General features: G+C 41.6%; 22 protein-coding genes and 1 riboswitch. Of the genes, 10 read left to right on the top strand and 12 right to left on the bottom strand.

Translation table 11 applies throughout. From position 1 onward, the window contains the following. Positions 1-359 precede the first annotated feature (359 nt). From FTT73_RS03255 to FTT73_RS03220, 8 genes are all read left to right on the top strand, one after another. Positions 360-938, top strand: a complete 579-nt coding sequence (locus FTT73_RS03255; RefSeq protein WP_004280362.1) for an ANTAR domain-containing response regulator — start codon at positions 360-362, stop codon at positions 936-938. A gap of 10 nt (positions 939-948) precedes the next feature. Continuing rightward, positions 949-1,965: a CmpA/NrtA family ABC transporter substrate-binding protein gene (locus tag FTT73_RS03250; protein ID WP_180190999.1), complete on the top strand. Its 1,017-nt coding sequence runs from the start codon at positions 949-951 to the stop codon at positions 1,963-1,965. A gap of 246 nt (positions 1,966-2,211) precedes the next feature. Continuing rightward, positions 2,212-3,156, top strand: a complete 945-nt coding sequence (locus FTT73_RS03245) for an ABC transporter permease (protein WP_180190998.1) — start codon at positions 2,212-2,214, stop codon at positions 3,154-3,156. Then, positions 3,156-4,049 carry an ABC transporter ATP-binding protein gene (locus FTT73_RS03240; RefSeq protein WP_005222134.1) on the top strand — a complete coding sequence of 298 codons (894 nt, stop codon included), beginning with the start codon at positions 3,156-3,158 and terminating at the stop codon, positions 4,047-4,049. The genes FTT73_RS03245 and FTT73_RS03240 overlap by 1 nt, the downstream gene beginning before the upstream one ends. Positions 4,050-4,060: 11 nt before the next feature. Beyond that, complete coding sequence (locus FTT73_RS03235) at positions 4,061-4,390, top strand: multidrug efflux SMR transporter (protein WP_004894887.1); 330 nt, start codon at positions 4,061-4,063, stop codon at positions 4,388-4,390. 68 nt (positions 4,391-4,458) lie between these two features. After that, positions 4,459-5,535 carry an isopenicillin N synthase family oxygenase gene (locus FTT73_RS03230; RefSeq protein WP_004894890.1) on the top strand — a complete coding sequence of 359 codons (1,077 nt, stop codon included), beginning with the start codon at positions 4,459-4,461 and terminating at the stop codon, positions 5,533-5,535. A 3-nt stretch (positions 5,536-5,538) separates the two neighbouring features. Next, positions 5,539-6,552, top strand: coding sequence for an NAD(P)-dependent alcohol dehydrogenase (locus tag FTT73_RS03225; RefSeq protein WP_180190997.1), 1,014 nt, complete (start codon positions 5,539-5,541; stop codon positions 6,550-6,552). Next, positions 6,549-7,448, top strand: coding sequence for a hypothetical protein (locus FTT73_RS03220; protein ID WP_004894896.1), 900 nt, complete (start codon positions 6,549-6,551; stop codon positions 7,446-7,448). Before FTT73_RS03225 ends, FTT73_RS03220 begins: the two co-directional genes overlap by 4 nt. A 65-nt stretch (positions 7,449-7,513) precedes the next feature. On the opposite strand, the gene FTT73_RS03215 is transcribed toward FTT73_RS03220, so the two are convergent. The 5 genes from FTT73_RS03215 to FTT73_RS16290 are packed head-to-tail and all read right to left on the bottom strand — an operon-like array spanning position 7,514 to position 12,001. Beyond that, positions 7,514-8,539, bottom strand: a complete 1,026-nt coding sequence (locus tag FTT73_RS03215; RefSeq protein ID WP_005222139.1) for an ABC transporter substrate-binding protein — start codon at positions 8,537-8,539, stop codon at positions 7,514-7,516. 55 nt (positions 8,540-8,594) lie between these two features. Continuing rightward, on the bottom strand, positions 8,595-9,617 hold the full coding sequence (locus tag FTT73_RS03210; protein WP_005266351.1) for an ABC transporter substrate-binding protein: 1,023 nt from the start codon (positions 9,615-9,617) through the stop codon (positions 8,595-8,597). Continuing rightward, positions 9,614-11,422 (bottom strand): allophanate hydrolase, encoded by a 1,809-nt coding sequence (gene atzF, locus FTT73_RS03205; RefSeq protein ID WP_005266350.1) that lies wholly within the window; start codon positions 11,420-11,422, stop codon positions 9,614-9,616. The genes FTT73_RS03210 and atzF overlap by 4 nt, the downstream gene beginning before the upstream one ends. Positions 11,423-11,433: 11 nt before the next feature. Beyond that, positions 11,434-11,877: a CopG family ribbon-helix-helix protein gene (locus tag FTT73_RS03200; protein WP_004280384.1), complete on the bottom strand. Its 444-nt coding sequence runs from the start codon at positions 11,875-11,877 to the stop codon at positions 11,434-11,436. Beyond that, positions 11,870-12,001 (bottom strand): hypothetical protein, encoded by a 132-nt coding sequence (locus FTT73_RS16290; RefSeq protein WP_004647016.1) that lies wholly within the window; start codon positions 11,999-12,001, stop codon positions 11,870-11,872. The genes FTT73_RS03200 and FTT73_RS16290 overlap by 8 nt, the downstream gene beginning before the upstream one ends. 703 nt (positions 12,002-12,704) lie before the next feature. Between FTT73_RS16290 and FTT73_RS03195 the strand changes: the two genes are divergently transcribed. Next, positions 12,705-15,476 (top strand): TrlF family AAA-like ATPase, encoded by a 2,772-nt coding sequence (locus tag FTT73_RS03195; RefSeq protein ID WP_005266349.1) that lies wholly within the window; start codon positions 12,705-12,707, stop codon positions 15,474-15,476. Positions 15,477-15,519: 43 nt separating this feature from the next. Here the strand turns inward: FTT73_RS03195 and uca are convergent, their stop codons facing one another. The 4 genes from uca to FTT73_RS03175 form a co-directional block, all read right to left on the bottom strand. Continuing rightward, complete coding sequence (uca, locus tag FTT73_RS03190; protein WP_005266348.1) at positions 15,520-19,125, bottom strand: urea carboxylase; 3,606 nt, start codon at positions 19,123-19,125, stop codon at positions 15,520-15,522. Positions 19,126-19,127: 2 nt separating this feature from the next. After that, positions 19,128-19,778, bottom strand: coding sequence for an urea amidolyase associated protein UAAP2 (locus tag FTT73_RS03185; RefSeq protein WP_005266347.1), 651 nt, complete (start codon positions 19,776-19,778; stop codon positions 19,128-19,130). A gap of 11 nt (positions 19,779-19,789) precedes the next feature. After that, positions 19,790-20,527, bottom strand: coding sequence for an urea amidolyase associated protein UAAP1 (locus tag FTT73_RS03180; protein ID WP_180190996.1), 738 nt, complete (start codon positions 20,525-20,527; stop codon positions 19,790-19,792). A 28-nt stretch (positions 20,528-20,555) separates the two neighbouring features. Continuing rightward, a riboswitch (guanidine-I (ykkC/yxkD leader) is annotated at positions 20,556-20,667 on the bottom strand. 205 nt (positions 20,668-20,872) lie between these two features. Then, a complete protein-coding gene (locus FTT73_RS03175; RefSeq protein ID WP_004280389.1) occupies positions 20,873-21,766 on the bottom strand; it encodes a LysR substrate-binding domain-containing protein in 894 nt (297 codons plus the stop codon). Positions 21,767-22,045: 279 nt separating this feature from the next. On the opposite strand from FTT73_RS03175, the gene FTT73_RS03170 reads away from it, so the two are divergent. After that, positions 22,046-22,762, top strand: coding sequence for an HAD family phosphatase (locus tag FTT73_RS03170; protein WP_180190995.1), 717 nt, complete (start codon positions 22,046-22,048; stop codon positions 22,760-22,762). A gap of 82 nt (positions 22,763-22,844) precedes the next feature. On the opposite strand, the gene FTT73_RS03165 is transcribed toward FTT73_RS03170, so the two are convergent. The 3 genes from FTT73_RS03165 to FTT73_RS16170 form a co-directional block, all read right to left on the bottom strand. After that, positions 22,845-23,195 (bottom strand): hypothetical protein, encoded by a 351-nt coding sequence (locus FTT73_RS03165; protein ID WP_180190994.1) that lies wholly within the window; start codon positions 23,193-23,195, stop codon positions 22,845-22,847. A gap of 258 nt (positions 23,196-23,453) precedes the next feature. Beyond that, entirely contained in the window at positions 23,454-24,620 is a 1,167-nt protein-coding gene (locus FTT73_RS03160; protein ID WP_005096944.1) for an acyl-CoA desaturase, read from the bottom strand. A 31-nt stretch (positions 24,621-24,651) separates the two neighbouring features. Beyond that, positions 24,652-25,674, bottom strand: coding sequence for a flavin reductase family protein (locus FTT73_RS16170; RefSeq protein WP_005096945.1), 1,023 nt, complete (start codon positions 25,672-25,674; stop codon positions 24,652-24,654). Positions 25,675-26,162: the final 488 nt, after the last annotated feature.

Genomic DNA, 26,162 nt, shown 5'->3' with positions numbered 1-26,162 from the left:
CGTTTTGTATTGCTGAACAACTGACCATGTCATTTATCCTGTGCTGAACGAAATACCAATCACACTCCTTGAAAGTGCAATTACGATCAGAACGGGCATCGTTGGCCGTTGTTAGTATTGAAAGTCATCTTTGACGATTTAATAAATGCAGAAATCGTGCCAACTTTTCCAATAAGAAAACGCCTTATTTCAGGCAGATGATCTACCTAAACGCTTCATTTTGATCAGCCATCAGCTGAAATCCCTAAAGCTATGCACTAAATTGAACAGAAAAATAGAATTTTATGCACCAATTTAATGGCATGTTTTTTGCTTTACTCCTGCTTGAATATTCCTTAGGCCTTACTTGAAAATATTCCATGTCCAAATTACGAATTGCTCTTATTGATGATGATCTGGAGCGCGCCCAATTCATCCAGGAATCCTTACTTTCACATGATTTTCAGGTGGTGGCCTGTTTAATCCTGAATGACCTGAATATGGTACATGTTAAGGGTATTCATGCAGATGTGATCCTGCTGAATATGGATCATCCGCATCGGGATATTATTGAAAGCTGTGTCAGCCAATATGAACTTCCGACCGTGCTGTTTACCCAGAACTCCAATAAAGACACCATCAAAAGTGCGATTGATGCCGGAATCACGGCTTATATTGTCGATGGTATTGATCCCACCAAACTAGAAAGCATTCTGGAAATTTCAATTGAACAATTCCGCAAACATAAAAAGCTGCTGAACGATTTAAAAGAAACCCAGGACAAGCTGATTGACCGTAAAGATATCGATAAAGCCAAAGCCCTGCTCATCCAGCTGCATGCCTTAACGGAAGAGCAAGCTTTTGCTTTATTGCGTAAAAATGCCATGAGTCACCGGATTACCATTGGTGAAATGGCCAGACGCTTACTGGATGCACAGAAGCTGTTACTGGGCCAATAAGGAAAAGCATATGTCCACATTAGAAAAAACTGAACTCAATATTGGCTATATTCCTTTACTTGATTGTGTTGCCATTCTCTGGGCTGAAAAACAGGGTTATTTTGCCGAGCAAGGATTAACCATCAATTTAATCCGCGAAGCCTCATGGTCAAGTTTGCGTGACCGTCTGGCCTATGGCTTTCTGGATGCTGCACATTGTCTGTCCGCCATGTTGCCCGCTGCTGCCCTGGGCACAGACCAGTTACAGGTGGCTTTGCAAACCCCTCTAGTACTGAGCGTGAATCAGGCTTTTATTAGCCTGCGCCAAGATCTGTGCTATGAACTCGGTATCCAGCCTGAGGATGATGAACAAAGCACCTCAAAGAAACTGGTACAGGCTTTACAACAGAATCATCCCATCAATCTGGCCTATGTGTATAAATATTCGATTCACCATTACTGCTTAAAAGAATGGCTGGCACTGACTGATCCACAACTGGCCAAGAATATCCAGCTGATGACGTCTCCACCGCCTTCCATGGTAAAAGGAATCGCGGAACAGGTATTCGATGGCTTTTGCGTGGGAGAACCCTGGAATATTCAGGCCAAACTTGAAGGCTATAGTTTTATCGTCGCGGCAAGCCAGAATGTCATTCCAAAAGTTGCCGATAAAGTCTTGGCCATGACCCAGGAATGGGCAGAACAGCATCCATTTACTGTAGAGGCAGTGGTCAAGGCAGTACAAAAAGCGCAGGATGATTTAAAGCAGCGCAGTGATTTATCAGAAGTATGGGACATGTTAGTCGATTATCAGATTATTCAGTTTGAATGTTCCGCCCAGCGGCATGTCTATGACTTTTACAAGATCAAGAATATTATCCGGAATTTTGTTGGGAAAAGTGCCCAACCGAAAGTCGATGATTTTATCTGGCTCCTGCAGCAGATGCAGAAATGGGAAGATATTGAAATGACCGTAGCCGAGAAAAAACAGATTGCAGAACAGTGCATCTATAGTTTGCAAAGCCAGCATGCAGACATTATTGGCTAAATGATGTTACTGAAAAAAGAGGCCTGATTTTTCAGGTCTTTTTCATTGAGTCTATTTTCCAAAAAATGATTAAAAAATCTCTGCATTCTGATCTAACTTCTTGAATATGATTAAGAGTTGTCTGCTAATTTTTGCTATAAAAATAAGTCCTTTTTAAAGTCATTTCAGGATTTGGGATGAAATGGCATCCATTTTGCTTATTTAGTATTACGTTTTATAAAATTTGTAATATTGAGGGGCAACACTATGAGTTACGTTGCACGTGAACTCAGTCAAAGAAATAAATTGCTGTTTGGCTTGGGGTCTTTTTTAATACCAATTTTAATTTGGTGTGCAGTCAGCTACTTGCCATTTATCTGGCATCCACAAGTCCAGATTACTGATTCAGGTAGTGTTGCCTATTTACAGGTCGAAAGTCGTATTGATAAAGACCAGTTTTTTTCTGCTGCTCAGTCTGCGGTAGATCAGGGTCTGGCTCCGCCGCAGGGTATTCTGGTCAACCCGATTTATCTGCCTGCACCACATGAAGTTGCGATTGCACTGGTCACGGCCTTTACCACGGAGCCTGCTCAGGCCAATGCACCCTGGTTTCATGAAAGTCTGTGGCACAGTATCAAGCTGGTCTTTACTGCGTTCTTTATTTCTTCCTTAGTCGGTGTCCCACTCGGAATTTTATGCGGTTTTTCAAACAAGCTATCCCAACTGACCGAGCCTTTTGTTGAATTTTTCCGTTATTTGCCTGCACCTGCATTTGGTGCCCTAGCCGTTGCAATTTTAGGGATCAACGATGCACCAAAAATTGCCATTATTGTGATTGGCACTTTGTTCCAACAAATTCTGATTATTGCCAATACCACACGCTTGGTTGACCGTAGCTTGATTGAAGCCGGTTTTACTCTGGGCACAAATAAACTCAAAAGCCTGCTGCATGTGGTGATTCCTGCCGCCCTGCCTGAAATTTACCGTAATTTGCGTGTACTGCTCGGTTGGGCATGGACTTACTTAATTGTGGCTGAACTGATTGGCAGCACCTCTGGCATTACTTGGTTTATCACCCAGCAAGCACGCTACCAACATTTCGACAATGTCTTCGCTGCAATTTTAATTATTGGGATGATCGGTCTGATCTGCGATGTCGTCCTGATGAAAATCGGTCAACGTTTATTTAAATGGAAAGCGGGAGCACACTAATGACACAGCTTGAACATACTGATGCATTTGATTCACGTCACTATTTTGACAAGATTTACCAACGTCCCGTGATCTTAGAAGCAAAACAACTCACACAAAAGTTTAAACATGGCAAAACAGAACGCACGGTCTTAAATGCATTAGATCTCAAAATCCATAAACGTGAATTTATTTGTGTGATTGGACCCTCTGGGTGTGGTAAATCGACCTTTAGCCGTGTGGTTGCAGGTTTAGACCCATATAGTAGTGGTGAGATTTTAGTGGATGGCACACCGATTACAGGCCCAAGTCCTGAGCGTGGCATGGTGTTCCAAGGCTATACCCTCTTTCCGTGGAAAACTGTCAAAGAAAATGTAATGTTTGGTCCAAAAATGAAGGGCCAAAGTCATTCAGCAGCCGAAGCCCAAGCACGCGAGTGGATTAACATCATTGGCTTAGAAAAATACGAAAATCAATATCCACACCAACTGTCAGGTGGGATGAAACAGCGTGTCGCCATTGCCCGCGCCTTAGTCAATGAACCGAAAATTCTGCTCATGGATGAACCTTTTGGTGCACTTGACCCACATACGCGCCAAAAAATGCAACGTCACTTAATGGATCTTTGGAAAAACATCGACATTACCATCATTTTTGTTACCCATGATATGGACGAAGCCATTCTACTTGCCGACCGTATCGTGGCACTGAAAGCCAACCCAGGTGAGATTAAAGAAATTATTGAAGTCGACTTGCCACGCCCACGTCATCCTGACCTCATGCTGACACCTGAGTTTAAAAGCTTACGTCAACGTGTCGATCAATTGGTGCATGCCGAAGAAGATGAACTTGATCCTGCTTTGGCAGATTTACCGGTGATTCCTCGTATGACCAAAGTCAGTACTAGCAAGTAAGTGAGATCAATATGGCTTACCTCTATTTAATGATTGCAATTGTGGCAGAAGTGATTGCGACCTCTGCTTTAAAAGCATCGAATGGTTTTAGCCAATGGATTCCATCCACGATCACTGTCATTGGCTATCTGATCGCAATTTACTTTCTAGCGCTCACCATGAAAACCATCCCCGTGGGTATTACATATGCCCTGTGGTCGGGTGCAGGCATTATTTTGATTTCATGCATTGGTTGGATTTTCTATAAACAGCATTTGGACACGGCAGCGCTGATTGGGCTGTCCTTTATGGTGCTTGGCATCGTCATTATTAACGTCTTTTCAAACAGTACTGAAATTTAAGCAGACATTAGTAAATTCACAAGGCACGCATTGTTCCACACCATACGTGCCTCATTTTAGGGGGTAACATGAGCATTCAAACGATTGAAAAAGATTTCAGTGAAATTCCTGTCATTGATATTTCAGGGTTGTACAGTGCAGATCCTGCAGATCAACAACAGGTTGCGATAGAACTCGGCAAAGCGGCTGAGCATGTCGGTTTTTTATATATTAAGGGTCATCGCATTCCGAGAGCACATATAGAAGCATTACAAGCCCAAGCTAAAGCATTTTTCGCCTTACCCTTTGAAGAAAAAATGCAGTATTACGCCGGCAAATTTGGCATTAAGCATCGTGGATATGTGCCACCGGGTGAAGAACGTGTTGAAGCGATTGATCGTCCTGATTTGGCAGAATTACCCAACAAAACAGACAATAAAGAAGCTTTCGATTTGAGTTGGGATTTACCTGATGATGATCCTGACGTGATTGCTCAAAAACCGATGCATGGCTCGAATGTATGGGCCGATCTCCCGAATTTTAAGCAAGATGTTAGCGCTTATTATGAAGATGTGATTGCCTTAGGACGTGTGCTGCTGCGCGGTTTTGAATTGGCCCTTCAACTTGAACCCGATGCGCTTAACCGTTTAGTCACACGACCCACCTCTCAACTACGTTTAATGCACTATCCACATGATCTAGAAGCAGAAGATATCTTTGGTTTTGGTGCACATACCGATATGGAGCTGTTCACCATCTTGTTACCTACTGCAGCAGGACTCGAAGTGGTGAACTCTAAAGGTGAATGGATTGATGCACCTCCCATTGAAGATGCATTTGTGGTCAATATTGGCGACATGATTGAAGCCTTAAGTGGCGGTCGCTTTACTGCAACCTCTCATCGTGTTCGTAAAGTCCGTGATGAACGTTATTCATTCCCGCTATTCTTTGCTTGTGACTATGATGTCGAGATTAAACCGTTGCCTCAATTTGCAACGCCAGAAGCTTTAGAGAAATATCCGCCTGTGATTGCAGGTCAACATCTATTTGAAGTCAGTGCGCAAGGCTTTCGTTATATGCGTGAGATGGTCAAACGTGGCGAAATTCAACTGACTGGTCCAAATGTCCATTTTGGTAAACACAATTATGATGACTTAGGAGCATAAGTGATGCCTGTATTTGCTTATGCCGCACATGCGCCTAAGCAAGCACTTCAACCTTATCAGTTTGAGTTTAACGACTTAAACCCCGATGAGGTTGAAATTGAGGTCATGTACTGTGGCTTATGCCACTCTGACCTCTCTATGCTTGATAATGATTGGCAACAAACACAATATCCTTTCGTTCCGGGTCATGAAGTCATTGGACGTATTTCAAAGCTTGGTAGCACGGTAAAACATCTAGTCCCCAATCAAGTGGTCGGTTTAGGTTGGCAATCGGGTCATTGTCAAACGTGTCATCCTTGTTTGTCGGCCAAACCTAATCTGTGCAAACAATCTGAATCCACGATTGTAGGACGTCATGGTGGCTTTGCGAGTCATGTCCGTGCGCAAGCCTCTTGGGTGATTCCTATTCCTGAAAATATGGATCTCCAAAGTGTTGGACCATTACTCTGTGGTGGTTTAACGGTATTTACCCCTTTACTGCAACATGGTATTCAAGCGATTCATCATGTGGGCGTGATTGGTATTGGTGGCTTAGGACATATTGCAGTGCAACTTTACAAAGCTTGGGGCTGCAAAGTCACTGCGTTTAGTTCAAACCCTGCAAAATATGATGAACTAAAACAATTAGGTGCAGACCAAATCCTTTCCTCGACTCAGCTTGATGATATTCCCCCACAAAATTTTGATCTGATTGTGGATACGGTCAATCAAGCACTCGATTGGGATGCATACATTCGCTTATTGGCTCCTGAAGGAAAGTTTCATGTGGTCGGTTTGGTCGAAGCTCCTCTTAAAATCTCAAGCTTTCAGCTAATTGATCAACAAATTAGTCTAACAGGTTCACCCACAGGTACACCGATTGCCATGCATCAGCTCCTCGATTTCTGCTCACGTCACCATATACAGCCCTGGGTGGAGGAATTTCCCATCTCGAAAGTCAATGATGCGATTGAGAAGTTACGTCAGGGGAAACTGCGCTACCGTGCTGTCATCAATATGCAGGAGTTACATAGATGAATCATGCTGTTTTGCTTGAATCAAATGAAGTACCCATTGAACATCTTGCGCTACAAACTCGGCATGTTTCCGGTTTTGTCGACTTTATGGCGAGTAATGGCCGCTATATTTGGGCCACCAATCAGGATGTCTTACAAAAGTTTTCGGCTCAAGACAATCAGGTGGTGGCTGAAATTCAAGTGCCTAAGGCTGCAGGAATTCCGGTGTGTGCATTTTCAGCAGTATGGGTGGCGAGTCTAGAAAATCAATCCATTTATAAAATAGATCAGATTAGTAATGAAGTTTTAGCCATCATTCCGACGGGTCTTGCGGATTTAACGGGTGAATTTAGTTTGGCGGCATCCGATGATGCCATTTGGGTGGTCTCCGCAGAAGGATTACTCACCAAAATTGCACCGTGTCGCGGTCAAATTGAACAACATATTGAAGTCTTACCGAGCTCTTATAATGTTTGCTATGGTGCAGGTGCAATTTGGCTCACCAACACTCAACACGCCTCCGTACAACGGATTGATCCTTTCTTAAACCGTGTAACACATGTGATTGATGTTGATGAAACCCCTTGGTTTATCTCGGCCAATGATCAATATGTGTTTAGCCTTAATCAAAAGCATGGCACGGTTTCAAAAATTGATGCTCTCTCCTGTGAGTGTGTTCAAACCATTCAACTCCCTGAACATGCACGTGGCGATGGTGGGGATATTTTTGCATCTAAAAACAGACTTTGGGTCAGAACGACAAATCTATTGTTAATCGAAATTGATTTGATTTCTGGCAAGATTTTAAGGCAGATCACTGCACAAGAGAATGCTGGAAGTGGTGCGGTAATGCAGTGTGGTGATGTGTTATGGGTCACTGCACATGATATTGAGAAAGTTTGGCTGATTGAAGCATGAACTTCGCTTAAATCGTGAGTCATAAAAAAGGGCTAAAAAGCCCTTTTTTATCAAGCTTAGATGGATTATTCAGCTTGTGCAGCATTGACCAAATGTGGATAGATGGTATTTTCGACAACAGGGCTTTCTGAATAAATTCCGACACGCATATTGAACTTGTTGACGTTATAAGAAGAACCATACAGTGAGTCCAAGCCATCACCTTTAACAAAGACTTTTTTATTATCTTCTAAATCGAGCAAGGTCGTACCCGCCATCAGGTTTTCAAGCTGTTCAGGTTTAATCTCGGCACGATCTGCCATGATTTTAATACCATCTGCACGTGTCGCAGGGTCTTCAAGATATTTCACAATCTTGTCCCACACCACGATCAATTTGGTCCACTCATCTTTACGTTTTTCAATGTTTGGCAAGTTCACCGAAAGAACATCGTAAATTAATCCCGGTGTTTTGCTTGAATCATAAATGACTTTAGAACCCGGTACAGCTTTAAGGGCCTGTAAACCAAATGGATGCCAAAGCGTGATCGCATCAATCCCTGGTGTATTAAAGACTTGTGATAGTTCTTGGGTCACCGCATTAACGACTTTGACTTTGCTCGGATCTTGACCTTCATTCTCCATCGCGGTGGTAAAGAACAATTCACTGACCAAGCCTTTCTCGAATGCAACGGTTTTCCCTGCAAGCTCTTTAACAGACTCAATGCCCGGTTTCGCAATAATGATATCATTTCCGGTCGACATACTATTGACCAAAATAATGCTCCCGTTCACACCTTGTGAAGACAGCATAAAGTTATCGCCATTGGCGACACTCGCCCCATCAATTTTGCCTGCCAAAAAGGCTTGAATTGATGCGTTATAGTCGGAGAACCATTCAAGTTGTACATTTAAGCCTGCCTCCTCAAACCATCCTTTTGCCTTTGCCACTTCCCAAGCGAGTGAACCCGGCCATTCACTATAGGCGATACGGATCGGAGCAGTACTTGAATTGACTGCTTTTGCTTCAGTTGTGGTATCTGATGATTTGCTACAGCCTACGAGAATTAAGCTTGAAGCAACCAACACAGAAAGAGATAATTTTTTTAACATACAGCCCCCTTAACGAAAAAAGGCCTTTCGATACGAAAAGCCTGTATAAAAAAGATTATGGTAAAGATTGTACAAGTTCGGGATAAATGACCCCATCTACATCGACTTTTTGGGTATATACACCATTTTTAAAGTTAAATTCATTGACGTGATAGCTTGAACCATAGAGTGAATCAAAGTTGTTCGATTTTTCAAATACCTTTTTATTGGCTGCCAAATCCAATAAATGCGTCCCTTCAATAAACTGTGCATACTGATCGGCTTCAAGACCAACGCGTTTTGCCATAATGGCTAAGGCATCAGGACGTGTGGCTGGATCATTAATATATTTCACCGTTTTATCCCACACTTGAATGATTTTTTTCCATTCTTCTTTGTGTGCAGACAAATGCGTCATATTGACCGTTAAAGTGTCATAAATCAGACCAGGTTTATCTTGAGAGGAATAAATAATCTTGGAACCTGCAACGGCTTTCAAGGCTTGATTGGCCACCGGCTGCCATACCGCAATCGCAGCCACATCAGGACTTGAAAAGACTTGTGGTAGTTCATTGGTGACCGCGTTGACCAAGTTCACATCAGTATGTGCAATACCCGCATCGCTTAAAGCCGTATTTAACAAGTGATGATCAACTAAGCCTTTTTCGACCGCAATTTGCTTGCCCTTTAGTTCTTGAATCGAATTTATGCCATTTTTAGCAATAATGACGTCATTCCCGGCTGAATAATCGGTCGCCATGATCATGATGCCCTTGGTACCACCGGATGCAATCACCAAGTTATCGCCATTGGATACCGAAACGGCATCAAGTTGATTGGCCGAAAAAGCACTCATCGATGCTGAATAATCGAACCACTTAAACTCAACATTGATCCCTGCCTCTTGAAAGAAGCCTTTTTCAATCGCGACTTGCCATGCCACCCACCCCGGCCAATCACTGTAACCGATCGTAATGGGCTTGGTATTCACGCTGCCTTCAGCTTTGGCTTTTGGTTCCGGTACTTTGGCTGTATTGTCACAGCCTGCTAATAAAATCGTGGTCAGTACAGATGCTGACAACAAGGCTTTTTTAATCATCGTGCGATTTCCCCTATGCATGCGCATTTAAACTTGGTATTGCTGACTTTTTTAGATTCGATATAGGCGCGCCAACCACCAAAATGGCTAATATCTGTTGCATCCTCTAAGGCATAGCCTTCACAAATAAAACCTTTGACCCATGTGCCATCGCTGAGCTGTACATTGCCAATCCCGAGTGGTGCCGGTACTTCAGCGACAATGTCGCCAAACAATGCACGTGGAATGTCCCAGACCTCGACTTCAATTGAACAACCTTTAGCGCTGTATTGCAGGCCGGGTTTTGGCGGTGTGGTATTTTTTAATGCATACAGTTTGTAATGCGAAGTAGTCCGGGTCTGCTTGATCAGGGTGCCACCGCGTGTGGTCAGCTGAAAATTCAGCGGCATTCCGCTTAGATGTGCACCGACGACAGCCAGTTTGACGCTGTGACCCGATGAGATTTCAGTTGTTTTTTCATAGCTAAGTTCAGATGTGCCTAACTTTAACTGGCTCGCCTGCTGCCATTTTTGCCCGAATTTGGCCAGTGCTTCATCCATCCAGGCTGGTGCAATAAAGGTCACGCCCGTTGGCAAACCATCGGCACGAATGCTATTGGGTAGCGCCAAAGCCGAAAGATCGGCAAAATTGACAAAATTGGTATAAGCGCCCATGTGACTGTTTTTTACCAGAGGGTCCGCTTCTACTTCTGTAATGCGATAAATGGTAGGTGCGGTAGGCACCATCAATGCATCATAATCCGTCAAGGTATTTTGAATGATACGGCTCAGGCGGGCGCGTTCATATTCATCCTGCATGGCATCGACCGCACTGAACCGGTCTGCCTGCGCTATAATCTGGCCAATTACCGGATGGGTCTGCTCACGTTGCACCATTTTTTCCACGGCACTGGTACGTTCAGCCACCCAAGAGCGGTTGTAAAGTGCAGTCGCCAGCTGTTGAAATGGAACAAAATCAATCGGCTCAACCGTATAACCCAAGCTTTGTACACGTGCGATCGCCAGCTGGAATGCTTTTTCAGTTTCAGCATCGCCATAAAATTCCAGTGTATCCGGAATGGCAATTTTCCCTTTTGAAAATTGGCTCGGTACATTTTGAGGATGTACCCGGGAATAATCATCGCTAGCATCATAGCCTTGCATGACTTGCGCCACCTGCCAGGCATCATCCACCGTTAATGCAAAAATCGAAATCACATCGATGGTGCGACAAGCCGGAATCAGGCCTGTAGTCGAAAACCAGCCTTTGGTCGGTTTGAGTCCGACAATGTTATTGTGCCCTGCTGGTATACGTCCTGAACCTGCAGTATCTGTACCCAGTGAAAATGGTACTAATCCATTGGCTACCACCACGCTGGAACCCGAACTCGAACCACCACTGATATATTCAGGATTAAAGCTGTTCTTCACCGCGCCGTATGGGGAGCGCACACCGACCAGACCCGTCGCAAACTGGTCCAGATTGGTTTTTCCCACGACAATCGCGCCGGCAGCTTTTAATTTGGCTACTGCTGTTGCATCGGAAGTCGCCAGATAAGCTGCCTCTTTACATGCTGCTGTGGTATAGAACCCTGCAACATCAATATTGTCCTTGACTGCAAATGGCACCCCATAAAGTGGCAAGCTTTCAATATCTGCACCAGTCAATGCATCAATTTGTGCCTGTAATTGTGCTGCTGTCGCAATTGATATCCAGGCATGATCGTCATTATTCAACTCGGCTACATACTCAATCAGGTCACTAAGCTGGATATTGTTATTCTGGTAGGCGTGTTGCCAGTCCTGTACAGTCCATAAGTTGTGCACAGCTGTTCTCCTTAAGTGTGTTCGGTATTTTGTGGAATGGGCGGCATGACGGCATCCATCAGTTCGAGATGGCCTTTAATCACGCCTTTCAGTGCAATAAATTGTTCGCTAATTTCTTTCAGATCACTACTCGCGCCCTGCATCAGCATGACTTGCAAAATTTTTTCATCATCCAACTGGATATGAAGTGAATTGATCACTTGCGCCAGATACTGCTGCTGCAGATCGACCAGCTGACTGCGCAGAGGTTTCAGGCTGACGTCGTAGAGCAAGGTGAGTGTGCCGACCATGACTTCATCGCGAATCACCAGATCATCAATCAGGTGGCGGTTAATCATGTCGACAATGGCCTGTGAACGGCTTTCATAATGCTGCTCGACAATTTTTTGGTCCATCGCATGTAGCGTGGTTTCTGGCACGGTAATACTGATCCGTGCCAATTTTTGTTTAGGCACGATGTTGATCCTTGGGTTGGTATTGGGAAGACTGTTTAATGTGAAAGCCTGCGCGTACGCTGAGCAGCTCAACCAAAAAGTGAAGCCATGGATGCATTTTTTTATTTGATGTCGGATTGTTCATGTGCATCTCCTGTAAATATTACAAAACCAAAATTTCGTATTACTTAGGAAAATGCAGAAAACGTGCCAATTTTTAGTTATTTGGATAAGGTGAATAAACTTACATAAAAGGGCAAAAAAAAGCCCCATAACAGTGAGATGGGGCTTGTTCTAAAGCAAAAGTAAGTTTTGTATTTCACCGGTTTATTCCATTTTGATTGCTCATGTCCTTGCTATTCTTTTTATACATGAATGGTTAACCGATGTTTGTGCTTATGAGTGATCAAGTGTATTGCTCTCCTCTATTTATGTTGTATATAAATAAATGCATTAAGCGTGCCACAATATAAAATAGAATAGATTTAAGCAGAATACTTTTAAAATCGATCACATACATATATAAACCAGAATAAGGATGATTTAATTTTATTAAGTGCGGCTAAAAAATAGCCCATTTTGCACCATTGGGGTTCGAGAGTGCATCAAAGTGTGGCTAGATTTGCTTTTTGAACTTGCCCAATAAGTTTACCACTTTTGATGTATATCAATTTAGTTTGAGGCTTATAGTTTCTAGATACATAGTATTGAGAATTTAACTGTTCGGTGGAAAATATATTTAAATTGAGAAAAACCCTCCATATAGGTTCTTTTCCAAACAATATTTATCTACAATTAATCTAATAATTAAACAATTGTTCTTTAAAACTATATTAAGGGGAAAAGTGATGAGCCGTGGCTCTGAGTGGGGACGTTGGGACTTACATGTCCATACAAAAGGTACAGCCAAAAATGATAAATTTGGGGATATTTCTTTTGAAGACTACTGTGTTCAGCTTTTCAGAAAAGCCTTAGAACGAAATATAAAAGTTATTGGTATCACGGACTATTTTAGTGTTGATAATTATAAAGAAGTAAAAAAGTTCCAAGCGGAAATTGATTCTCGTAGTGAATTTGATAGTGATGAAAAAGCTCTTATATCTAAAATTTTGTTGATACCCAACATGGAGTTAAGAATTTCACCAACAACAAGTTCAAGCACTTTGATTAATTTGCACTTAATCTTTAACCCTCTAGCAATTGAGAAAATTGAGAATCAAATATTAAGTCAAATTAAAATGGCACATGGTGATGGAAACAAATATCCTCTTAATGAATTCGGGCTCAAAAGTCTAGGACGTTTATACCTTTTAGAGCATCAAAAAGATGATGAAAAATTAGCACTCAAGAAAGGGATTGAACAGTTTTGCATTCCTCACACCACATTAATCGAAGTTTTTGAAGTAAACAAAAATTTAAGAAATGAAGTACTCGTATTTGTTGCAAATGGTGATGATGGTGTTTCTGCTTTAAGAGGACACGAGGATCTTCTACAGCAACAAGATGCATCCGTTTATAGCCTTAGAAATTCTATTTATCAATTAGCAGACGGTTTATTCTCTGCAAAACCTTCGGACTATAGATATTTTTTAGGAAAAGGTAGTGAATCCCCTGAGGGAATAATTTCAAAATATCGCTCACTCAAACCGTCTATTCATGGTAGCGATGCTCATTGTCTCGAAGAGTTATTCGAACCAAAAATGAATCGTTATTGTTGGATCAAAGCTGAACCAACTTTTGAAGGTTTAAAGCAAATTATTCATGAACCTGAAAGTCGTGTTCATATCGGACAACATTGCCCTGAAATAAAAAACTCATATGAAGTAATAGATTATATCGAGTTAAATAATACTAATGTTGCAAACGAAAAAATTTACTTTAATGGTAATTTAACTTCTATCATCGGTGGGCGATCATCAGGTAAGTCCACCCTATTACAATGTCTAGCAAATAAATTAAAACCTACCGCACTAAACTCCCTTGAACAATCTCAGCATATTGATGAGCTTTGTTCAAATTTTAGAATTATTTGGCAAGATGGTAAGGAGGATTATAGTAGACCCATTGAATATTTTTACCAAGGACATATGTATTCAAAGTCAAAAGATCAAGGTATTGAAGATATAGTTAAAGACTTGATACAGCAAAAAGACAATAAGCTTTTCTCTAAATTTAAAGAACAAAGTGATTTTTTACGACATGAAATTTCAGGAAAAGTATCTACTTATTTTTCAATTTTAAGCTCTTTAACTGACTATCAATCACAATTGACACAGAAAGGTAATAAGGATGATATTCAAAATCAAGTTAATGAATTATCCATACAAATCCAAAATAATGATATTGGAAATATAACTCAAGAAGAAATGGCAAGTTTTAATGCTTCGAATGAAACTTTGACAATTCTTAATAAAAATCTTGAAGGTCTTATTACTTTTAAAGAACTACTTGAAGATAAGCACAGTTCTGATTTCTATCAACTGTTAAACCCATTTGAACTTAGTTTAAATTATGTGCTAGTAAAATCACACTTTGAATCTTTTGCAAGTGAAATAGAAAAATTTACAGCTACTCAATTTGAGCAATTCAAAAAGCTATCCCAGAAAACTATTTCTGATCAGATCCTAAAAGTTGAACAAGAAATTTTAAGTATCAAAAGTACTAACATATTTCAAAAAGTCGAAGTCTATCTAAGGTCTTCTGACGCTATAAAACCATTATTAGAAAGGCTAAATATTGAAAAAGCTAAGATTCAAGAAATTGATGATATTTTAGAAAAAATTGCTGAATTAAAAAAATCTTTGGAAAGTCTGACAACTGAGTTTCAACGTACAATTTGGTTATCAATGTCCAATGTAGCTTCCGAATTAATACAGGCTATATCATCAATTACAATCAGCCAAGATCTACAAATAATTGCAACGAATATATTTGATAAATTCAAGTTCAATGAATTTATCAAAAAAACAATTAACCAACAGCCTGAAAAAGCCAAGCTATTTGCTGAAATGCAAGTTACTTCTCAAATAGAACTATTAGATAAATACCATGAAATAGTAGAATCCTTAGAAGAAGGAGAAGTTCGTTTTAGAGGTGGTACTACTTTAGAAACATTTACTAAAGAATTCTTTGATAATTCATGGTTTAAAATAAAATTTGACGTGATTTATGATGGTGACAACTACAATGAAATGTCACAAGGCAAGAAAGCTTTTGTAGTGTTAAAAATGACTTTAGATTGTAGTGAAAGTAAGTGCCCTATTATCATCGACCAACCTGAAGATGACTTAGATAATCGAGCTATCTATTCAGAATTGGTTACTTTCCTAAAACAAAAGAAAAAGGAAAGACAAATTATTCTTGTGACTCACAACGCAAATGTGGTGGTAAATGCAGATAGTGAGCTAATTATTGTTGCCAATCAACATGGGACTCATAGTCCAAATATGAATAATCATAAATTTCAATATAAAGGCGGTAGTATTGAGTCCTTAGATTTCAACCCATCTTGCTCATCAACTTTAGGTCAAAAAGCAATTAAATCTCATATTTGTGAAATTCTTGAAGGTGGAGATAGAGCGTTTAAATTACGAGAACAAAAATATAATTTAGCTTCATAAAGAAAAAAAGACCGCGTAGGCGGTCTTTTTTATACCTATCTCATTAAGCCACTGGCGCCAACGTAAACAACACCTGCCCCGTTTTTACCGTCTGCCCTTTTTCAATGGTAATTGCTTCAACCTTCATGCGTTCAGGTGCAATAATCGGAATCTCAATCTTCATTGCTTCAATGACTGCAAGCGTTGCACCTTCTTCGACAATATCGCCCGACTGACATTCAATTTTCCAAATTGAACCCGGCATATGTGACTCAACAGCACAACCGCCTTCAGGCACTTCAACACCTTCGCCATCATCCACAGCATCTAGGCTTTCAGATACATATTCCGCAAGCCCTGCTTCATGCCAGCGACGACGTTCAGCATCAAAGTTGGCTTGTTGCACCGCTTTAAATACAGAAATCGACTCTTGGTTTTCCGTTAAGAAGTCATTGTATTCTTTCAGGTTGAGTACACCTTCTTCAATGCGTAATTTTAGACGACCGGCTTTAAAGTCTTCACGCATGTGCATGAGTTCAGCTTCAGACACTTCATAGAACTTAATCTGGTCAAAGAAGCGAAGTAACCACGGCATACCTTGCTCAAAATCAGGGTTTTTACGGTAGCGTGACCACATTTGTGAGGTACGACCGACAAACTGATAACCACCCGGACCTTCCATACCGTAGACACACATATACGCACCGCCGATCCCCACAGCATTCTCAGGCGTCCAGGTCCGCGCAGGGTTATATTTAGTGGTCACCAAACGCTGACGTGGATCAAGCGGGGTTGCCACAGGCGCACCTAAATATACATCGCCCAAGCCCATGACCAAATAACTCGCGTTATAGACCACATCTTTCACGGCTTGTTTGTCTTTTAAGCCATTGATACGACGAATAAATTCGATATTGTCAGGACACCACGGTGCATCAGGGCGCACAGTTTGCATATAACGTTCGGTTGCGAGTTGGGTTTGTGAATCTTCCCAAGCAAGCGGTAAATACACAGTACGTGATGGCACTTGCATCTCAGTGACATCAGGCAGTTGCTCTTCTGCGAATTGAAGCATACGCAATAAATCAATCTGATCGAGCTGGGTCGAATCAAAATGGATTTGCAGCGAACGAATGCCCGGTGTCAGGTCAATAATGCCTTGAATATTTTGATCTTTGACCCATTGCACCAGCGCATGAATACGGAAACGCAAGTTTAAATCTAAAACCAGTTCGCCATATTCCACCAACATATAATTATTACCGGCAGGACGATACACCACATCAGGCGTACCATTTTGACCTTTTAAAGTATCTAAAATGGCAGATTTTAAGGTGCTGATTTCAGGATAGAACGACTCATCAAATGCCACAGCTTGCGTATCTTCAGCAGTTAATTGCGCATGATATTTTTCATTCAGCAATTTCGCTTGATGATAGCTGACAGGCACAAATTTGACTTTATCACCTGCTTTAAGCTGACCCAATTTCCAAAGCTCAGAATTGATCACCACCGCAGGACACACGAAACCACCAAGGCTTGGGCCATCTGGACCTAAGATAATCGGCATATCACCCGTAAAGTCGATCGCACCAATGGCATAGGCATTGTCATGAATATTGGATGGATGCAGACCCGCTTCGCCACCGTCCTGACGAGCCCATTCTGGTTTTGGACCAATCAAACGAATTCCGGTACGGCTGGAGTTGAAGTGAATTTCAAACTCGTTGGCAAAGAAGGTATCAATGTCGTTTTTGGTAAAGAAATCAGGCGCACCATGTGGACCGTACATCACCGCAATTTCCCAAGAATTGGAAAATGTTGGGATTTGATCTTCATTTAATGCTTTGACTTCATCGGATGTAAATGCTGTGATTGGAAGCATATCGCCAATCAGTAAATTACGCCCTGCATGACCGCCAAACTGACCTAAAGTGAAGGTTGCTTGTGAACCCAAATATTCAGGCACATTTAGACCGCCTTTAATCCCGATATAAGTACGGCAACCTGTGGCGATCTTGCCACATTTAAGTACCTGACCTTTACGCACATTCACGGTTTGCCACATTGGGACAGCCACACCATCTAAGGTCGATGGCATATCACCACCTGCAAGCACAATTTGGCTATCGCAATGGAATTTTAAGCTTGGGCCTTGTAGGGTACATTCGAGCCCTGCGGTATTCGGTGCATTGCCCAACAATTGGTTTGCGACATTTAAAGACAGCGGATCAATAGCACCTGATGGTGGCACACCGACATCCCAGTAGCCCAAACGACCTGTGACATCTTGCACGGCGGTTTGAATACCAGCTTGTAACACTTCGATTTTTTGGGTTTTCCACTCAAAGGTATTTAAGAAGCGTGTGGTTTGCGTGCCTGCTTTAAAGACCTCACCCTCAATAATGTTTTGCAGATATTCAAGATTGGTTTCAATGCCGGCAACCGAAGTTTTAGCCAAAGTATCCGTCATGGCTTGAATGGCAGAATCACGAGAATCGCTTGTGACGATAATTTTGGCAATCATCGGGTCATAGAACGACGAGACATTGGAGCCGGTTTCTACCCAAGTTTCATTACGGGCATTGGCATCAAACGCAACATGCGTTAAAAGCCCTGCACTTGGTTGGAAGTTTTTGATTGGATCTTCGGCATATAAACGCACTTGAATCGAATGACCTTGCGACTCAAGTTTTGACGTTGGAGCAACCCAATCACCACTGCCTAAGGTCACCATCCATTCCACAAGGTCCACACGAAAGACTTGCTCAGTGACACCATGTTCCACTTGTAGACGGGTATTCACTTCCAAGAAATAGAATTCTTGGGTGTCGGTATCCATCACAAATTCAACCGTACCAGCCGAGCGGTAATTCACTGACTGCATCAATTGAATCGCAACGTTTTGGATATAAGCACGTTGTTCATCTGTAATGTGTGGCGCAGGTGTTTCCTCAATCACTTTTTGGTTACGACGTTGCACCGAACAATCACGCTCGCCTAAAGCTAAAACTAAGCCATTGCCATCACCAAAGATTTGCACTTCGATATGACGCGCATTTTGCACAAATTTCTCGAGGTACAAGCCTGCATCTTTAAAGTTCGCTTGCGCTAAATACGACACGGTTGTGTAAGCATCTTTCAGCTCTTCAGCATTCCACACCAAACGCATACCAATACCACCACCGCCAGCGGTACTTTTGAGCATCACAGGATAACCGATACGTTCCGCTTCAAGCAGTGCTTCAGCTTCATCAGCGAGTAATTGACTACCCGGCAATAACGGCACATTGGCTTGAATTGCCAATTCACGTGCAGTATGTTTGAGACCAAAAGCTTTCATTTGCTCGGCATTTGGTCCCAAGAATACAATGCCTTGAGCTTCACACAGATTACAGAATTCGGCATTTTCAGAGAGGAATCCATAGCCCGGATGAATCGCTTGCGCACCGGTATGTTTGGCCACTTCTAAGATTTTATCGACATTCAGATAGCTTTGGCTTGCAGGTGCATCACCAATGAATACCGCTTCATCGGCTAAAGTGACATGCAATGAATCACGGTCGGCTTCAGAATAGACTGCAACAGATTGAATGCCTAATTTTTTAAGGGTACGAATGACACGACATGCAATTGCACCACGGTTGGCGATGAGAACTTTATTAAACATTTTTATACCTCGCCTTCACGAACAATCAGTTGAATTTTGGTTGGGTTGTAGGCATTACATGGGTTATTCAGTTGTGGGCAGTTGGAGATCAGTACGATCAAATCCATTTCGGCCTTAATTTCGACATATTTGCCCGGTGCAGAAATACCATCATCAAATTTCAGGTGACCGTCACTTGTGACAGGCACATTCATAAAGAAGTTAATATTCGGCCCAATATGACGTACGTTTAAACCATGCTTCTTCGCAATCGGATGTTGTGACAATGCAATCATGAAATTGTTACGGCAACTGTGCATTGGATATTTATCATGCGCATAACGAACCGTGTTACTTTCACATGAACATGCACCGCCTAAAGTATCGTGGCGACCGCAGTTGTCATCATGAATACTCGCAATTTTATTGCCAAAGTTGGTATATAAAGTCGTACCTTTTTCTAGATAAATTTGACGGTTCATCGCCAAAGTATCAGTTGCGCTATAACGCTCTTCAGGGTTATGTGCGGAAATAAACAAAGTATCCACCGCTTGATTACCTTCAAGATCAACAATACGGAAATACTGGCCTTTTTTGACTTCACACATCCATGCTTCACCGGCAGGACAAACTTCGCTAAGTACTGATTTTTCTAGATTTACGAGTGCAGTCATGATCATTCCCCTTAAGCAGTTAAAGCGTAGTAGCGGTTATTATTTTGAAACGCACGCTGATTTTGCGGGCATGAGTCACGGCAGACATCTGTCTCGCCTAAAGGTAATGCTTTAAAGAGTGAGAGTTGAATATCAGCAGGTGCATATTCAGTCGAATTATCTAGAGCATGTGGCGCACTCGATAAAAACACCAAGCAGTCCATTTCAAAACGCAATTCAATTACTTGATCAGTATTGTCAGATACGACATAAGACAAGTTGCCGTTGTCATCCGGTGCAACTTTTGAAAATAGGTTTAAGCTACTACTAAGATCCGTCGCCGATAAGCCAAATTTGGTCATCTCTAAAAGCAAGCTGTCTTTACCGTTGCGGTACATGTCGTTACGCGCATCTTGGAAGCTTTGCTTGCCAAACTGTTGTTCGATTTGCTGTGCGGTACTTGGCGCACAAAAGGCATCATTCCAACCATGGTCATCTTTAACAATCGAGATCATCGCACGACCTAAATCAGACGCCAAAATGTGCCCTGTACTTAAAAATGCGCTGTGTTGACCTTTTAAGCTGTCTGGCATGTTATAGGCTTCAAGCTTATCTTCGCTATTCACACAAAACAGTGAAACATTGGCATTTGCGCCTAAAGATTTAAGTTGTAAAACTGCGCCACGCTGGATGCGTGCTGACCAGTGGTGTCCACCCGGTAAACGTTCAGTCCAGAGGACTTGATCTTCGTGATAAGTAGTTGTGCTCATATGCATCCATCCCAATCTTGTACGGTTTACCTCCCGGGCTTTTATCCCTCCGTGTAGCTTGAGCTTGAAACTTAAGCCGTGAACTCTCGGTCGCAGACCTACATGAATCTTCATGTATCGGAACCCTAGATCACTTTATGATTGAGTAGATAGATGCAAAGGACGTGCCAAACTGGTAATACTATTTTTTATATTCGTAATACTTTTTTTTGAGATGGAACTGATCAATTCAGGTGCAAGACTCTGCAAAAAGCATCAAGATGTACCAAAATAAAAAATCCCAGCTAAGACTGGGATTGTAAAATCTAGAGATGAGAACTCAATCAAACTATTTAAGCTGTAGAGTTATTTACTTAAAATTTCATGCAGCATATTACGTAGCCATTGATGGCTGGTTTTATGATGACAGGACATATGCCAATACTGCTTTACGGAATAGGTCGGGAACGCAATTGGCGCATTAAAGATCTTGAGATTGCCACGTGATAACAGGACTTCACTCAAATAATAAGGCACGGTCGCAATCGCATCGGTTTCCTGCACTACCAGTCCGACTCCCAGATAACTTGGCAGACGCATTAGAATGTCACGCTTAAGTTCCAGATTCAGCAATTCATTTTCAATATGGTAATGCCCCATCCCGGCATCAATATCGATATGCGTTTCACGTAAATACTCTTCGGTCGTGATGCTGTCACCCGTGAGCCGCGGATGATCTTTCGCCGCGATCACTACATAATATTGCTCAAACAGTTTCTGCTGATAAAAGCCATTCTCCAGATTTGGCAAGAAGCCCAAAGCCAGATCAATCTCGCCATTGGCCATTTGATAGCTGGTTTCTGACGTAATCGGACGCACATTCAGACGGATATGGGACGCATGCTGCTTCAGATACTGTGAAATTTTTGGCAACAGTACCAGATGCGATACATCAGTCATTGCCAGTGTAAAGCGCTGCTGTGAAGTGACCTGATCAAAATTGATAGTAAAGTTATTAATGGCTTCAACTTTGCTCAGTGCTTCGCTGACCAAGGGAAAGAGCTGTTTGGACAGGTCTGTCGGCAGCATTTCATTGCCAATACGTAAAAATAAAGGATCACCATAATGCTGGCGAATTTTATTCAGCAGATTGCTCACCGCTGGCTGGCTCATATCTAAATGATCGGCTGCCTGAGATACGTTTTTAAATTTATAGACATAATAAAAAATACTGAGCAATTTACAGTCAAGTTCAAACACAGAAATACATTTCCTTTAACTTTCTCATCATTCGGACAGGTCTTTCATCCGTATAAGTTCATTTATGGTCAGATTAAAATATAACACTTTGCCACTATTTTCAGGATTAAACTCGCTGTAATTTTCCATAAAAAATACTTTTACCAGATGAATAAATTCATTAAAAAGTATTCCAGTGCAAAATTTACAACCAGTTTGCTCAGGTCAGTTAAACATTTAAATCGTATGCGATATACTCAGCCCCACCGAATAAATGGTAAAAATACAGAGAAATCTTATATGTTTCAGGATAAAAAGCTGGTCTGTTTTGATCTAGATGGTACGTTGATTGATTCTGTAGGCATCTGGAATCAGGTAGATGCAGCCCTGATTGATGAGCTCTCCAACAGAAAAGTCGTTTTACATGAGATTCAGATTCAGCAACAGCGCGATCTTCAACTTACCGCCTTGAGACATATGTCAGATCCTTATCTCGAATATTGTGGATTTTTAAAAGAACAATACGGTTTTGAACCAGCTAAAGAAGAAGTAAAAAATCGTCGTTATAGTATTTCCCGACATTTTCTGGATTATATCGTCGAGTTAAAACCTCAGGCAGACCTCCTGATTCAGGCTTTAAAACAGCAACAGATATCACTGGCTTTGACCACCACCACCAGTTTATTCAATGTACAGCGCTATCAGGATAACAATCGAAATATTAATTCTAAAATCAGCTTTGAGGATGATTTTGCCTTGATTCTCACACGTGAAAATGTCCAGAACATTAAGCCGCATCCCGAAGTTTATCTGAATGTTTTGCAAGCCTTTAACCTTCGACCTGAGGAATGTCTAATTATTGAAGACTCGTTAGTCGGTGTAGAAGCAGCAAATCATGCGGGCATCGAGGTGGTGGCAATTTATGATCAGCACTCCGCTCATGAAATAGATTTGATCAAAGCCAAAGCAAATTATTATGTCGAGGATTTTGCTGAATTATTAAGTTTTATTCAGTAAAAACACCCACTAAAAAAGATGCCATGAAACATCCTTGTTCATGACATCTTGAATACTATTTGTGGCCTAAAAATCTTATTACCTATTTGGCTTTTTTATAGATTGAGCCTGAACCAACCAGATTTCCGGTTTTCTCATCGATTGCGAAATCGACCATACCTGCACCTGCGTTCAACTGAAGCATACCATTTTCATTCACTGCAGCGGGCATTGGATTCTTTTTCTCGGTTTTACCGGTTTCCTTATCTTTGATCGTATTGGTAATCAGATAATTTTCACCATTTTTCGAAATGACCAATACATTTTCAAGTTTTGGATTTTCCAGCGTATTTTTCCAGTTTCCTTGATAATCTGGAGCTGGTGCTTCTGTGAGGTTACAAGCAGTTAAAAGCAGTAATAATGAGATGCCTGAAAAAAATTGAAGATATTTCAAAACTGAGACCTTGATTGTGACAACGCGGCCATTATAGGGACAACCCTCTAGAGCTTAAGCAGGTTGTTGTAGGCAAAGCGTTTCAGCAGTACCGTATCTGTTTTTCTTTGGTGATTTTTTTGAAATATCTCTCCATACTTCATTCATAAAAATGGATGATTCAATTTCTACTAAAACGACAAAAAAGCAAAAAAGGCCTCAATAGACCATGTAAATCTATTGAGGCGTAGCAAACGGGTGAATACCACACATTAAAAATTAGGGCATGATTTTGGATTTAAAGTAGCTCAATGCAGATTTAGCAGAGTGGGTTTTTTCAATAATCTGTGCAGTCCAGTGATTCGGCAATGAACATTTGGCCAGACGCACCCAAACAGTAGAAAACTGTTTTATAAAGCTCGCTTCATTATAATGAATGCCATATTCAGCACACAGCGCTTTTACTTTCGGCGCCACCTGCGCATAGCGATTGGCTGGCATGTCCGGAAATAGATGATGTTCAATCTGATGGCTCAAATTACCACTCAAAATATGCAGCCAGTCCGTCCCGGTAAAATTACTCGAACCACGAACCTGGCGTAAATACCACTCAGCACGGGTTTCATTGTCGGTATTGTCCATCTCAAAAGTTTCAGCATCTTCCGTAAAATGACCATTAAAAATCACCGCAGACGCCCACAGACTACGAATTACATTGGCTACAGCATTTCCGGCAAACACAGGAATGGCATTCGGGCCAGCAATCACTGGAAAAAATACATAATCTTTTAACACCTGACGGCGCATTTTTTGACGCAGTGGAGCCGCTTCTTTCCAAACTTCTTTCCAGGTTTTGGTTTTATAGGCAATCACATCTTCCAGATGCAAGCGTTGCAGGCCGACATACCATTCAAAAAACACCATTAACTGCATGCCCAGTGGAATATTCAACAGGAAACGTGGTTCCCATTTTTGGGATTCACTGACCCGAATCAGGCCATAACCGACATCATGATCCATCCCGACAATATTGGTATAGGTATGATGAATATAGTTATGGGTATATTTCCAGTCATCTCCTGTGGAAATCGTATCCCAGTCATAGGTGGTTCCGTTCAGGGTCGGATCATTCATCCAGTCGAACTGACCGTGCATGACATTATGTCCCAGCTCCATATTTTCCACAATTTTGGAGATGCCAAGCAGCCCTGTCCCTGCCAGCCAAACCGGTGGCAACCAGCCAGCAAACATCAACATGCCTCGGGATGCAATTTCGCTATAACGGACAAAATTACGGATTTTATAAATATAATTGGCGTCTTTTTCACCCAGATCGTCCATGACCTCGCGGCGGATCGCATCGACTTTAGCACCAAACTCCTCAATCTGTTCAGGACTGAGAAATTGCGACTTACTGTGTCGTTTAAAATCAATTTGCATATTCATGGGAGCACCTTTTTATTCGTTTAATACTGGCTTATAAATTAATAACGACTGGACTCATCGCCTGGGAAATACAAAGTTTAATCTGGGTGTTATTGCCATGATCAACCTCACCGGTCAGGACATTACGCACCGAGCCACTGACTTTGGTACAGGAACAGGTATTACAGATTCCCATCCGGCAACCATGAGCAGGACGCAGGCCTGAATTTTCAGCGCTTTCCAGCAAGTTGGACTGAGCCTGAAACACTTGCTGCGATCTTAAAAACTGTACTGGCTGCGCCTTAATTTTTTCATCGACCACAATCTGGAAATATTCCGAATGAAAATTGGATTTCAAATCCAGTTTTTCTACAATTCTAAGTGCAGCCTTCATCATCCCGGCAGAGCCACAGGCATATATTTTTCGTTCTGCAACATCTGGCACCAGTTTTTGCAATAATCTTTGATTCAGATGCTGTTGCTGTTCCCGTGTATTAAAATGATGATATTTCAAGTTTGGATGCATTAAAGCCAGGGTTTTCAATTCAGCATGAAAGGCATCATCGCGAGTAAAATAAATCAGGTCGATCTGTTCCAGGGACTGGATCACTGCTTTTTGCAGCAAGGAATATATTGCAGTAATACCACTGCCGGATGCCAGAAATAAGGTTGGCTGGCTAGAGTTTTGCAGTATAAAGTCACCTTGCGGCTGCGAAATTTCAATGACAGCCCCGATTTGCATCTGGCTCAAGGCGCGTGACACTTTGCCTTGCTGTTTCACCGCAATAATCAGATCACCATTTTTTAATACCGTCACCACAGAATAATATCGCTGATGACGTACACCATCGAGTCTTATTGTTACTGCAATATGCTGGCCAGCCTGAAATGACCTGGCTTTAAAATTATGATTCGGGCGCAAGTGAATCTTGAAAAAGTCAGGACTGATGGCCTGAATGCCCATAATGGCCGCTTTAACTTTTTTAAACGCCCAGGTTGGATGGATTTTTTCACCAATAAAATCAATGAAATCTTCACGAACCCAATGCGGCTGATAGGTCGGCATACTTGTCATTTTTATCCCCTTATCCGCAGACAGTAATATTAATGTACAACTGTCTATTTATTATGTTGTCAGCATAAAGCGTTTTATAATTCAGACCATATCAATACAGGTCAAATTATGTGCTTATCAAACATAATAGAGCTTTTTGTCGGACAATATGAAGCAAAAGCATCTGCTGAAACTATAGTTTTTAGAAAAAGGGATTTTTATACCTGTTAATTCTGCTAACTCTATATAAAAAGCTGACTTTTATAGGGAAATCAATTCTGAGTGATTTTTTTGCTTGTGAGATCGTCATGCGATACATTATTTGTCATCTCTAGTAATTTGAATTGATAACATAGCATCCTTAAATTGCTAACCGTATATAAGAGGTGGTTCCACTTGTTTGAACAACTAAAAGCGTATTTATAAGTGATATTCCGCTCTAGTTAAGCCACCTTGTTTTGTTGGGGTAGCTGATCATAGTAAAACTCATTTGGTGTCATTTTGTCTAG

This window comes from Acinetobacter sp. YH01006 (assembly GCF_013420445.1).
Lineage (GTDB): Bacteria > Pseudomonadota > Gammaproteobacteria > Pseudomonadales > Moraxellaceae > Acinetobacter > Acinetobacter pseudolwoffii.
This window is presented reverse-complemented; position numbering and strand designations above follow the sequence as displayed.